Here is a 12,399-nt window from a genome sequence, read left to right as displayed (position 1 = left end):
CGGCCGTAGCTATAGTTGGAATGGGGAACGGCATTTATTCGCAGATTACACATATGGCACAGATGACACAGATATAAGTCTATAATCTGCGTAATCTGCGTAATCTGTGGATGAATTTTGGACAGGGATTGCTGTTCATGACCGGAAGCGCAAGCGAACTCCTGCTCGCCAAGCTGGCGCGGCCCCAGCCACCCGCGCCCGTGATCGCGCGCCCGGCCCTGCTTGCGCAGATTACGGCGGGCGGGGCGCGCAAGCTGACGCTGCTGGCCGCGCCGGCCGGGTCGGGCAAAACCTCGCTGCTGGCCGAGTGGGCCGCCGGGCAAGAATTCCCCATCGCCTGGCTCACCTGCGACGCGGGCGACAACGAGCCGGCGCGCTTCTGGGCATACCTGTTCGCCGCCGCACGCCCGTGGGGCATCGGCGCGCTCGCGCCCGCGTCGCTCGATGCTGCGCTGACGCAGTTCGCAAACGAACTGGCGCAGCTGCCCGGCCCGCGCGCAATCGTGCTCGACGACGCGCACACGCTCAGCGACCCTGAATTACTGGCACAGCTGGCACGCTGGGTCGAGCATTTGCCGCGCGGCTGCCACCTGCTGCTGGCGGCGCGCACCCGGCCCGCGCTGCCGCTGGCCCGCTGGCGCGCACGCAACGAGCTGAACGAAATTGGTGCAGCCGATCTGCGCTTCACACCGACTGAAACACGCGCTTTTCTGGCTGCCGCCATCCCCGCGCCGCTCGCGCCCGCCACCATCGAACACCTGCATCAGCACACTGCCGGCTGGGCTGCCGGGCTGCGCCTGGCCGCGCTCGCGGCGCGTGGCGAAACCGCCGAAGGCACGCTTGAGTCGTTCAGCGGCGCGCACCCCTTTGTCGCCGCCTACTTCACGGATGAAGTGCTGGCCGCCCAGCCCGCGCCAGTGCAGGAATTTCTGCTTGCCACGGGCGCAGCGAGCCAGCTCAATGGCGCGCTTGCCGACGCGCTGACTGGCCGTTCCGATGGCGCGGAGATGCTGGCGCGCTGTGCCGCCGACTCGCTGTTTCTGCATGCCACCCCTGGCGGCTGGTATCGCTTTCAGCCCTTGTTTGCCGAGGCCATGCGTGCGCAGGCGCGGGCGCGGCTGGGCGAAGCAGCCAGCCGTTCACTGGCCGAAACGGCGAGCGCCTGGTACGCCACCCGTGGCTTGATCGAGCCAGCCGCCCGCGCCGCACTGCTGGCCGAGCAGTGGGAACAGGCCGCCGCGCTGATTGGCGAGCTAGCCGAGCGCGACAGCCTGGGCGATGTCCTGCGCCTGCGCGAACTGATCGAGCGCCTGCCCGAGCCGGCGCGCGCCGCCAACCCACGTGTCGCGCTTGGCTACGCCAGCACGCTGCTGTTCACCGGCGACCGCTACAACCCAGGTACGGCGCACGCCGTCGAGACGTGGGTGCAGCGCGCCGAGGTGGCGTGGCTGGCTGAAGAAAACGAACCAATGCTCGGGCGCGTGGCGGCGTTGCGCGCAATGGTGGCATTCTGGCAGGACAACATCAGCACGCTTTTCGCGCTCGCCCACCAGGCCAGCGCCCTGCTCGATCCCTACGACACCGCCTACCAGGGCATCTGCCGCTTGTTCATCGCCGTCGAGGCGCTGCTGAATGGCGCAATTGCCGACGCGCAGAGCATGGCCCTGGAAGCGCGCACGCTGTGCATCATCAGCCAGAATCAGCAGGGCGTGCTGGCTGCGGCCTTTGTGCTGGCCTCCGCTGGCATGCACCAGGGCAACCTTGATCTGGCGGCGGGCCTGTATGAAGAATGGCTTGCCAGTGCGGCCGGCGGCCCGGAAATGTATGAAGACCAGAGCGAGGCGCAGTTCGGCCTTGCGGCGGTGGCCTATGAGCGCGGCGAGCTGGAAGTTGCTGAGGAACGGGCACAACGCGCCCGCGAGCTGGCGCGCGAGCGCCACGCCGAGCGGCTGCGCACCCAGGCCGGCGTGATCCTAGCCCGAATCGCGCAGGCGCGCGGCCAGAGTGGCGCAGCCCAGCAGCAGCTTCAGGCGCTTGCAACGCAGGCGCACACACCCGCGATTCGCCGCGAGATAACAAGCTGGCAGGCCTGGCACGCGCTCGCCACTGGCGACCTGGAAGCGGCTGAGCGCCTTTGCAGCGAGCTGACACAATCGCCCGCGCCGGCCGCGCGCCTTCAGCACGAGCACGAAGCCGTGATCGCGGCACGCCTGCAGCTGGCGCAGGGAAACCCTGCTGGCGCGCTCGCCGCGCTGGAGCCGTGGCGCGTCGAGGCGGTGCGTCATGGCCGCACCCGCAGCGAAATCGCGATTCTGCTCGTGCAGGCGCTGGCCGCCGCTGCCCTGCCCGACACGGCGCGGGCCAGCCAGTTGCTCGGGCGCGCGCTGGCGCTGGCGCAGCCACGCGAACTGCGCCGCACGCTGCTCGACATGGGCACGCCGCTGGCCGACCTGCTGCGTGCCCAGCTACCCGCCCTCAAGCGCGCCAGCGCGGCCTACGCCGCCAGCCTGCTTGCCGCGCTCGAACCGGGCGGCACGGCGGCGCGGGGCCTGCTGCTCGAACCGCTCAGCCCGCAGGAGCAGCGCGTGATGCGTCTGCTCGTCGCCGGGCGCTCGAATGCTGAAATCGCTGGCGAGCTGGTCGTTTCGCCCAACACCGTGAAAACGCACGTCAAAAACATTTACCGCAAACTCGCCGTTGCCACCCGCGACGAGCTGCGCGCCGCCGTGCGCGAGCTAAACCTGCTGCGATAGTGGGGTCAGGGGTCGGGGATCAGGGGTCAGGAGTGAACGGGTGACACGCTGACAAGGTGACAAGATGACAGGGTGACAGTAGCCGGGTGGCAGTATGCAGTAGGCTTCAACGTGCGAACCTGCAACCGCACGAGCGTTTAGGGTCTGGGGTTTTGGGATTGAATCTGCAAACATCCAACCCTCTGCGCCCTTCGCGCTCTTTGCGGTGAAAACTGGCCGTCATCGGTCATTCGTCGTTCGTCGTTTTCAAAACCTGCAACTTTTCAACATTCAACCTGTAAACCTCCACTCTCAAACTCCGTGCCTCCGTGCCTCCGTGGTGAAATTTTACCGTCTTTCGTCCTCGGTCGTTCGTCATTTGTCGCGCAACCTGCAAACCTGCAACCTTAAACCCGCGCCCTCACCCGCACAATCACCCGCCGCATCACCCGCCCCGGGTGATAGCGCGCTCACCCGCCTGCTTGCTACCCTGTGTGCAGGAAATGCGTTCACACAGGAGCACAAGCATGTTGCGAGAAATTGCACCCCCGGCATCATCAAGCGACCTTCAGGCAGTCCGCTGGTTTGAACAGCTTGATCGCGGGTCGCTGGCTGAGGCCGGCGGCAAAGGCGCGAACCTGGGCGAGCTGACGCGCGCCGGTCTGCCCGTCCCCGCTGGCTTTGTGATCACTGTCGGCACGTACCGCGCTGCGCTGGCGGCCAGCGAACTCGACACCCGCATCGCGGCGCAGATTGCCGCGCTGGACGCGCACGACCTCGCGGCGATTGCAGCCGCCAGCGCCGAAATTGGCGCGTGGATCGTCGCTGCGCCCATTCCCGATGCGCTCGCCGCCGCAATCGAGCGCGCCTACGCCGAACTATGCGCGCGCGAAGGTGCAGAAGCGAATAACCTGCCGGTGGCGGTGCGGTCGAGCGCCACCGCTGAAGACCTGCCCGACGCCTCGTTTGCCGGCCAGCAAGAAACCTTTCTGCACATTCGCGGCGCGGCGGCCCTGCTCGAACACGTGCGGCGCTGCTGGGCCAGCCTGTGGACTGCGCAGGCGATCTCGTACCGCGCCAGCATGGGCTTCGAACACGGCGCGGTGGCGCTGGCAGTGGTGGTGCAGAGCATGGCCCCGGCCGAGGTCGCTGGCGTGATGTTCACCGCCAACCCGGTTTCGGGCCGCGCCGACGAAATCCTGATCAGCGCCAGCTATGGGCTGGGCGAATCGGTCGTGAGCGGCAGCGTCACGCCCGACACCTTTGTGCTCGCGCCCGACGGTGCGGTGCGCGCCCGCACACTTGGCGCGAAAGAAACGCGCATCCTGCCCGACGGCGATGGCACCCGCGCCGAGCCAGTTCCCGCCAACCTGCGCGCCCGCTTCTGCCTGAGCGATGCCGACCTGCGCGCATTAGCGACCCTGGCCGCACGCGTGCAGGCGCACTATGGCGCGCCGCAAGACACCGAGTGGGCAATTAGCGGCGAGCGGCTGGCGCTGCTGCAATCGCGCCCAATCACCACATTGGCCAAAGAATCCGTGCCTGCCATCGACCTGAGCGCGCCGCCGATCAACCGCAAGGTTTTTGGCGTCAAGCAGCTGCTGGAATACTGGCCCGAGCCGCCCACGCCGCTCGACATCTCCTTTTTCCGCGAAACCTCGCGCAGCGGCAAAACGCTCTATGGCATGTTCGGCATGCGCCCGGCGCGCGCGCTGCCCGTGCCCGTCGAACAGCCCGATGGCCGCATCGGCGCGCGCATTAGCAGCCCAACGTTCACGCCCGCCGCACTGTGGCAGATCCCGGGGCGGCTGCTGTTCACGCCCGGCGACCCGCTGGCGCGCTGGCAGGTGGTGCGCAATGCCATGGATCGCGCCGAAACGAGCTGGAATACGTCGTTTGCAGCCAATCCCGACGCGGCAGCGCGCGGGCGGCTGATCGAGCAGGCCATGGGCGAATTTGGCGAACTGCTGGGCCAGCGCTTCGGTGCGGTCTTCTTCTCAGGCATCAAATATCTGCTGCAAATCAAGCTGTGGGCGCGTCTGCTCGGTGGGCGTGCCGGGGCCGCGCAGCTCGAAGATCGGCTGATGCGCGCCACGCCATTTCGCACGGCGCTGCAAAATCAGGCCGTCGTGCGGCTGGCCCAGGTTGCCGCTGCCCATGGCAAAACCAGCCCCGCGTTCGAAGCCGCGCTGGCCGCGTTCATGGGCGAATGGGGCACGCGCCCGGCGCGCGGCATGGCAACGCTGCCCAGCACGCCAAGCTGGCGCGAAGACCCCGCCCAGGTGCTGGGCCTCGTCGATGCGCTGCTGGCCGACCCGGATGCGCTCGCGCTTGATGCCGCCCTGCACCGCGAACAGGCTGATTTTCAGGCCGCCCGCACCCAGGCCGAAGCGAAAATGTGGGCACCGCTGCGACGCTGGTTCCGCACGAGCCTGGAGCGCGTTCGGAACGGCCAGGTTGCCCGCGAGGACAGCCTGTTCCGCATGGAAGCGCTCACCGACAGCATCCGCCGCCTGGCGCAGGCGTTGGGCGCGCAGCTCGCCCGCGACGGCAGAATTGACGAGCCTGGCGACATTTTCTTTCTGCTGGCAAGCGAGCTGGAAGATGTGGGAGCAGGCACGCTCGACCCACGCGAGCGGATTGCACGGCGCAAGCGCGGCTATGCCGCCATCGTCGCGGCGCACGAGCGCGGGCAGCACTGGCTGGTCGCAACTGGCTCGGTCGCGCCCGAAGCCGTGATCGATAAGAAAGCCGCACAGCGCGCCGCCAAATCGGCGGGCGGGAACACGCTCAGCGGGCTGGCCGCCAGCGCGGGCCAAATTACCGCGCCGGTATGCGTCATTCGCGGGCCGCACGAGTTTGGCCGCATGGTCAGGGGCGCGGTGCTGGTTGCGCCATTCACCGCACCGGCCTGGACGCCGCTGTTCCGGCTGGCGTCGGCGGTCGTCACCGAGATCGGCAGCCCGGTGTCGCACGCGGCGATTGTGGCGCGTGAATATGGCATTCCCGCCGTGGTGGCCGTGCCCGGCGCAACCAGCGCTTTGCGCGACGGCCAGCGCGTACTGGTCGATGGCACGCGCGGCATTGTAACGATTGTGGCGGAAGGGGGGGCGCAATGAAAAGCACCCCTGCGCCACGCGCCGCGCTGGCCTTTCTGTTCGGCGTGGTGCTGCTCGACGTGATTGGGATGAGCATGCTCTTCCCAGTGGCCGCCTACATCGTGCGCGTCTACAACAGCAACGCGCTCACCGTCACGCTGCTGTCGGTGATCTACGCGGCCGGCCAGTTCGTCGCCACGCCCGTGCTTGGCGCACTTTCGGATCGCTTTGGGCGGCGGCCCGTGCTGCTGCTCAGTCTGCTTGGCTCGGCGGCGGGCTACGTGCTGTTCGGGCTGGGCGGGGCGCTGTGGGTCTTGTTTCTGTCGCGCCTGATCGATGGTCTGAGCGGCGGCAATATTTCCACCGCCGCCGCCTATATTGCCGATGTCACGCCACGCGAGGATCGCGCCGGATCGTTTGCGCTGCTGGGCGTGGCTTTTGGGCTGGGCTTTATTCTCGGTCCAGCAATCGGCGGCGCGCTGAGCCAGTATGGCCTGGCCGCGCCCGCCTGGCTGGCGGCGGCGCTGACGCTCCTGAACGCCGTGTTTGGCTTCTTCATGCTGCCCGAGTCGCTGCCCGCTGAGCGCCGCACGAATGGCCCGCTGCGCCTGGCCGAACTGAACCCGCTTGCACCGTTTAGCGGGCTGCTGGGGCGGCCTGGCTTGCGCGGCCTTTTTGTGGCACACTGTCTGTTCAACTTCGTGATTATGGGCTACAACACAATCGTGCCGGTATTCCTGATCGAGCGCTTTGGCGCGTCGCCGGGCGCAATGGCCGCGCTGCTGGCGACCGTGGGCGGGGCCAACTTGTTCGTTCAGGCCGTGCTGGTGCGGCGGCTGGTGGCGCGCTTTGGCGAGCGCCGCATGGTCGTGGCGAGCCTGCTCTTCCAGGCGGCTGGCTTGGCCGCGCTCGCGCTTGTGCCCAATTTCTGGTTGGTGTATCCTATCAGCGCGCTGGCGAGTGCCGGGGCGGGGCCGCTGCGCCCCGCCCTTGCCGCGCTGCTGGCGAACGCTGCCGACGCGAATGAGCAAGGCCGGCTGAATGGCGTCAGCGCCGCGCTGGCCAGCCTGATGAGCGTGGTTGGCCCGCTGTGGGCCGGCGCGAGCTACGACGCGCTTGCGCCCAGCGCGCCCTTCTGGGCTGGGGCCGTGCTGCTTCTGCTGGCGCTGGTGCCGCTGCTTGGCTGGCGTGCCAGTGTTCGCCCGGCTGAGGCATAGGAACGCGAAACAATGACACAACGCTCGCTGCTGGTGGGCCTGGAGCCAACCATTTTGATCCGCGCTGGCGGTGCCGTTGAGGTGCAGGGCGCGGCGGGCGACCGCCTGGACGCCGAGACCGACAGCCGCTGGGGCTTGCGTGTTGGCCAGCAGCGCGGCACCTTCACCGTGGAAATCGGCGGCGATGGAGTGGTGCGCCTGCCCGCCAGCAGCAACCTGACAGTCTACTCGGGGAAAAGCGCCACGGTTACGGGTGTAGGCGGGCGCATTGCCATACACGCAGGCGGGGGCGCGTTTCTGCGCAACACGGGCACGCTGCTGCACGTTTCGGCGGGCGGCCTGGCCGATGTGGAAGCCGGGCAGCTTGGCGCGGGCGAAACGCGAATCACCGCTGGCGCGCACTTGCGCTGCGCGATCCGCCAGCTTCATAATACGCACGTGCTCGTGAGCGACATTGGCGGGCGCTGGGAAGCGCGCACCGGCGACGGGCGAATGCGCCTGCTGCTCCAGGCTGGCAGCGATGTCACGATTGTCACGGCGCAGGCGCTTGAGCCGCTGCCGCCGCATTTCATTCTGGGGCGCATCGAGCGCCCGGCCTGAGAACGAATGCATCCGCAAATTTCGCAGATGACACAGATGCAGGTATGAGCTTTGGAGACAGGGATGTTTTTCGAACACACGCCCGCGATCTGGGCCGAATTTCCTGCGCTCGTTCCCGGCGTGCTGCTGGTCGAGAATGTCCATGCGGCGGCGGATGTGTCCGCGCAGCTTGCGCCATTGTTCGAGCAGGCCCGCACCCAGCTCGCAAGAAGCGCCGAGGGCGACATGCCCGAAATCCAGGCGTGGCGGCGCGCGTTCAGCCAGATGGGCATGAAGCCCACCCAGTATCGCTCGGCCGCAGAGGCGCTCCTGCGGCGCTTCCGCAAGGAAAACAACCTGCCCATGCTTCACCCGCTGGTCGATCTGTGCAACGCCGCATCGCTGGCGCACGCACTGCCGGTGGCAGTGTTCGATCTCGATCAGGTGGCTGAGTTCATTCAGGTGCGGCACGCCGATGGCGATGAGCAGTATGCCGCGTTCAGCGGCGAGGCCGAGCAGCCCGAGCCGGGCGAGGTGATTTTTTGCCGACGCGGCCCGCCAGGTGCACGCGCGCCGCTGGGTCTTCCGGCAAAGCCGCCGCTCGACGGTGAGCGAAGCCACCCGCCGCGCCCTGATCGTCAGCGAGGGCTTGCACCCAGCGGCGCGCGCCGGCGTGGCCGCCCTGCTCAACACGCTCGAAGCCGGGCTGCGGGCAGTTGGTTTTGTGCCTTCGCAGCGCGCCATCCTGACTGCTGAAGCGCCGCGCTGGCAGCTTGGGGCATAAATGCAAACGACCGGGATGCACCCAGTCGCTGCATTCCATCAAGTATTCATTTTGCAAGCAGCCAGCTAGAAATCAAGATACGGGTTGCGCCGAGCCTTACGAATGGCGAATGCGCCCAGGGCCAGAGCAAGCGCCAGCACCACGCCAAACGCAATCAGCTGCATCATCTCGTCGTCCGCAGTTGCGAAAATGCGGCTACCAACCGAAACTGTCTGCGCAACCTCGGTCGAAGCCGTTGCCGTGGTGGTCGTGAAGGCTGGCTCGCCCGCACCATTCAGATCCCACACTGTCGCTCCCACCCCGCTGCGCGAGCGCGTGATCTGGAATGCAAAATTGATCACGCTGCCTTCTGGAACTTCAATGACGACATGGAACAAGCCCTGGCTATTCTGCATTGGCGTGCGCATCACCTCGCGGTTGGTAGTGATCAGTGTCGTGCCGGCCGGGCGACCCGAAGGCGGGAGTTGCTGCCAGCCATTGACGCCCCACACCAGCGCGACCTCGCCAGCATCGGGCGCGCGGTAGCGGATTTCGTGCGCAACCATCGCCCGGCTTGGCGCGGCCTGAGTTACGCGCCCACCCGCCAGCCCTAGCAGCACGATCAGGATCGCGCCGCTGATTCGGTAGAGAATTATCATTCGCTTCACTCTACTTCACCTTTGCTGCGCTACGCGTGCTTTCGCAGCACAACCACATCTTCAGCACAGACCCAATTTGCGAATTGGCCTGACCACAGGCCTGGTAGTGGCGGCTGCTCCAGCTCCAGCCCAGCCTGCTCCGCCATCTGCTTGATCAGGCTGAGCCGATACCCCGTCATAGCGGTCGGGTGCTCGGCCACGCCAACGGCAAAGCCATCACCCCATTGCGGCAGCGTGTGCGCAAAATCAAACATTGGCCGGCTGAAGCCAAACGGGCGCGACTGCCGCGGGCGCAGGTTGTCGAGCAGGAAAAAGCTGAACATCGCCCGGCCGCCCGGCTTCAGCACACGCGCCGTCTGCGCAAAATAGTTTGCGGTTGCGTCGGGCAGCAGTTGATTAAACAGCGCCGCCGCAAACACCAGGTCGAAGGAGTTGCGCGGGTAGGGGAAGCGGAACGAATCGGCCTGCGTGCTACCGTTTGGATTTGCGTCGGGATGCACAACATCGGCCCAGATAAAGCGGAAATTCGGGTGGGCCTGGTGGAAGCCATTGCTCAAAAACGCGATTTTTTCGCGATCCACGTCGAAGCCCTCATATGCGCCATCCAGCAGAATGTAGCGCAGTGGGAATGCAATACGCCCTAACCCACAGCCTAGCTCCAGTACGGTGCTGGTGCGCGCCAGACCTCCATACACACGCAGGAGCATGGCCCACTCTTCGGCCCAGCGCAGCCAGTCTTCCAGCACCAGGATGCCCTCGCGTGCCATCAGGTGGCGCGGCGGGATGAGCTGTGGCTCGTAGGCCAGCTCGGGGTGGCCAAGTTTTTCAAACCACTCTTGCGCCGATGTCACGATGCGAGTTGCCTTTCTGTTGCGGTAGCTGGCACGGCTGAAGACTCAGACGCGCGCTGCCGGGCAGCAATTGCTTGCGATTCGCGATAAGCGCGCAGCGCGGTGAAGCTGCCACGCAGCTCCAGCCAGGCCATGCGCACGGTCCACCAGTCGCGCTGTTTGATGCCAAGCAGCAGCCGCCGCAGCAGCCACGGCCAGATCCACCAGCGCAGTGCGAACACCAGCACTTCGCGGCGGCGCTGCGGCTCGTTGCGCGCAATGGTGAGCAAATAGGCCGGGAACGAGCGGCCATTGTTGAAAATCTGCCGGCGCAGGGTCGCGCGATCGCGGCGATGCACGTGCCGGATCATCGCGGCTGGCTCGTAGCGCAGCGCGTGCCCGGCCGACACCAGGCGGAAAAAGAACTCGATGTCGCCCGCGCCGCTGGTGGGCGTGCCAACATCCAGCGCAATGTCGAAACCGCCGATCTTGTCGAACACGCTGCGCCGATAGGCCATATTTGCGCCCACGCCCCAGTTGCTGGCCCAGAACATATCGCGCTTGCTCAGCTGCTCGCGGTAGATCGTGTAGCCCACAAAGCCCTTGCTCATGCCGCCGTAGCGCTCGAAATCGTCCTGCGCATCGGTCTCGATCTCGGCTGGCAGCACCATGCCCGTCACTGCCATAATCTCGGGGCTGGCAAAGCCGTGGGCAACCCCGCGCAGCCAGCCTGGCGTGGCGATCGCATCGTCGTCGATATAGGCCACAATCTCGTGGCGGGCTTCCTGCCAGCCGCGGTTGCGCGCCCAATCGAGGCCGGGCCGATCTTCGCGCACATAGCGGAAGCCGCTGCGCGCCACCGCCGCGTGGGTCGAGCCGTCGCGCGTGCAGTTGTCGATCACAATTACTTCGTAATCGGGGTAGTCGAGCTGAGCCAGCGATTCGAGGGTGCGCTCCAGCGACAGTGCGCGGTCGCGCGTGCACACCACTACACTGATCGGTGGCAGCGTGCGCGCGGTGCCGCTGTTCACCTGATTGAGCGTGCCGCTGACCGATTGCTCCCACACTTGCCAGCCAAACTGGCGTGTCACTTCATGGCGCAGCTGCTCGGCGCTGAAGGTGCGCACGCCGGGCTGGCAGTGCAGCATCAGCATGCCCAGCGGGCGGTAGCCCCAGCGCACCACCGCAAACATGCGCGTGTAGCGCGGGTCGACGAAAATCGGCTCAATTGGCTGGGAAAGATCAATATCTGTCAATTTAATTCGCATCACAGGCTCCCTTGCATCGACTGCGCAAGCTGGATGGCCAGCCCAGGCACAAACTCGCGGCGGGCCAGCGCGCGCAGCTCGGCGCGCAAGTGCTCTACGCGCAGCGGTTCGGCACCGGGCTGGGGCGGTATGGTTGTCATTTCGTAGCCGTTGAGCAGCAGGCGCACGCCTTTCTGGCTGCCTTCCAGGAGGCAGGCGGCCAGATCATCGCCAATCGGCAGCGCGGCAAGGTCGAGCGTTACGGCGTCGCTCGCCATTGGCGGGGCCAGCGGCGCTTCCTGCAGCCATGCCAGCAGCTGGCGCTTGCTGCCGATTATGCCTGCGGTGCCGCGCCAGTAATTGTATTTGCGCATGGCGCGCACAGTGCGCTGCCAGGTGCGGCGCATGCGCAGCGCTTCGAGCAGGCCGGCCAGCGCCAGCGCGTAGCGCAGCGGCTTGGCGCCGCGCATCGGCGAAATGAATGCCGCGTCGCGCAGCAGCCGCGTCCAGCGGCCATGCAATGTTTCAAAATGGCCGAACAGCTGCGAGCGCAGTTCGGGGTGGCGCTGGCCGATCTGGATGTCGGCCACACCTTCCATGCGGATGCGCAGGAGCCATTTCTCCAGATCGGTATAGTCGTGGTGAAAGCCCAGTGCAGCCGGCTCGAATACAAAACGTGCCCCGGCCTTCAGCAAGCGCACGCCCAGCTCGTAGTCTTCCAGCCGCCCGGTGATTGTCTCGTCGAAGCCTTCGAGCTGGCGGAAGAGCGATGTGGCCATCGAGACATTGCCGCTAAAGAAATCGCGGTAGGTAAAGCGATGGCCGCTGCGCCCGATTTCGCGGTACGTATCTTCCCACCAGCGGCGCGCATCGCGCTGGAACCAGCTGGCGCGCGCAGGCACCATGGGCTTGGAATAGCCCAATACCACATTCGTATCGCGCTGCGCCTGAACGTGCGCGCGCACCAGGTCGCGGCAGGGAATAACGTCGTCGTCGAGAAACAGCAGCGTTGGGGCCGAGGCGTGCTGCACGCCATAATTGCGCGTGCGCGCCGCGCTGCGCGCGCTGTGCGCCAGCACCAGCAGGCGGAATGGTGCGCCCGGCCCGTAGGCGCGTACCTGCTCAACGGTGTCGTCCTCACAGGCGTCGGCCACCACAATCACTTCGGCTTTGGCCATTGGCCAGCTTTGTGTGGCCAGGGCGCGCAATGTTTCGAGCACCTGCGCGCGCCGGTTGTGGGTGGGGATAACGATGCTTAGCAGTGGTTGTTTCAT

General features: G+C 66.4%; 9 protein-coding genes. 5 read left to right on the top strand and 4 right to left on the bottom strand.

Features of this window, described 5'->3' with window-relative positions; translation table 11 throughout:
- The first annotated feature begins 137 nt into the window (after nucleotides 1-137).
- From M1P90_RS08480 to M1P90_RS08460, 5 genes are all read left to right on the top strand, one after another.
- Nucleotides 138-2,753: a winged helix-turn-helix domain-containing protein gene (locus tag M1P90_RS08480; protein WP_483702175.1), complete on the top strand. Its 2,616-nt coding sequence runs from the start codon at nucleotides 138-140 to the stop codon at nucleotides 2,751-2,753.
- 506 nt (nucleotides 2,754-3,259) lie between these two features.
- Nucleotides 3,260-5,851, top strand: coding sequence for a PEP/pyruvate-binding domain-containing protein (locus M1P90_RS08475; protein ID WP_483702174.1), 2,592 nt, complete (start codon nucleotides 3,260-3,262; stop codon nucleotides 5,849-5,851).
- Nucleotides 5,848-7,047, top strand: coding sequence for an MFS transporter (locus M1P90_RS08470; protein WP_483702173.1), 1,200 nt, complete (start codon nucleotides 5,848-5,850; stop codon nucleotides 7,045-7,047). Before M1P90_RS08475 ends, M1P90_RS08470 begins: the two co-directional genes overlap by 4 nt.
- A gap of 12 nt (nucleotides 7,048-7,059) precedes the next feature.
- Nucleotides 7,060-7,647: a hypothetical protein gene (locus M1P90_RS08465; RefSeq protein ID WP_483702172.1), complete on the top strand. Its 588-nt coding sequence runs from the start codon at nucleotides 7,060-7,062 to the stop codon at nucleotides 7,645-7,647.
- A 63-nt stretch (nucleotides 7,648-7,710) separates the two neighbouring features.
- Complete coding sequence (locus M1P90_RS08460; RefSeq protein ID WP_483702171.1) at nucleotides 7,711-8,382, top strand: B3/B4 domain-containing protein; 672 nt, start codon at nucleotides 7,711-7,713, stop codon at nucleotides 8,380-8,382.
- Between the two features lie 93 nt (nucleotides 8,383-8,475).
- Here M1P90_RS08460 and M1P90_RS08455 read toward each other — a convergent pair whose 3' ends face one another.
- From M1P90_RS08455 to M1P90_RS08440, 4 genes are read right to left on the bottom strand one after another with little or no spacing between them, the layout of a single operon-like run.
- Nucleotides 8,476-9,057, bottom strand: coding sequence for a hypothetical protein (locus M1P90_RS08455; protein WP_483702170.1), 582 nt, complete (start codon nucleotides 9,055-9,057; stop codon nucleotides 8,476-8,478).
- Between the two features lie 20 nt (nucleotides 9,058-9,077).
- The gene (locus M1P90_RS08450) at nucleotides 9,078-9,899 is read right to left on the bottom strand and encodes a class I SAM-dependent methyltransferase (protein ID WP_483702169.1); all 822 of its coding nucleotides are present in this window, start codon (nucleotides 9,897-9,899) and stop codon (nucleotides 9,078-9,080) included.
- Nucleotides 9,896-11,146: a glycosyltransferase family 2 protein gene (locus M1P90_RS08445; RefSeq protein WP_483702168.1), complete on the bottom strand. Its 1,251-nt coding sequence runs from the start codon at nucleotides 11,144-11,146 to the stop codon at nucleotides 9,896-9,898. Before M1P90_RS08445 ends, M1P90_RS08450 begins: the two co-directional genes overlap by 4 nt.
- Entirely contained in the window at nucleotides 11,146-12,399 is a 1,254-nt protein-coding gene (locus M1P90_RS08440) for a glycosyltransferase family 2 protein (RefSeq protein ID WP_483702167.1), read from the bottom strand. Before M1P90_RS08440 ends, M1P90_RS08445 begins: the two co-directional genes overlap by 1 nt.

Source organism: Kouleothrix sp. 19917, assembly GCF_057073505.1.
The sequence above is the reverse complement of the archived record's forward strand: the minus strand, read 5'-3'. Positions and strand labels throughout refer to the sequence as shown.

Coding starts and splice junctions, on each gene's coding strand:
- M1P90_RS08480 (WP_483702175.1), top strand. CDS start 138: ATGACCGGAAGCGCAAGCGAACTCCTGCTCGCCAAGCTGGCGCGGCCC.
- M1P90_RS08475 (WP_483702174.1), top strand. CDS start 3,260: ATGTTGCGAGAAATTGCACCCCCGGCATCATCAAGCGACCTTCAGGCA.
- M1P90_RS08470 (WP_483702173.1), top strand. CDS start 5,848: ATGAAAAGCACCCCTGCGCCACGCGCCGCGCTGGCCTTTCTGTTCGGC.
- M1P90_RS08465 (WP_483702172.1), top strand. CDS start 7,060: ATGACACAACGCTCGCTGCTGGTGGGCCTGGAGCCAACCATTTTGATC.
- M1P90_RS08460 (WP_483702171.1), top strand. CDS start 7,711: ATGTTTTTCGAACACACGCCCGCGATCTGGGCCGAATTTCCTGCGCTC.
- M1P90_RS08445 (WP_483702168.1), bottom strand. CDS start 11,146: ATGCGAATTAAATTGACAGATATTGATCTTTCCCAGCCAATTGAGCCG.
- M1P90_RS08440 (WP_483702167.1), bottom strand. CDS start 12,399: ATGAAACAACCACTGCTAAGCATCGTTATCCCCACCCACAACCGGCGC.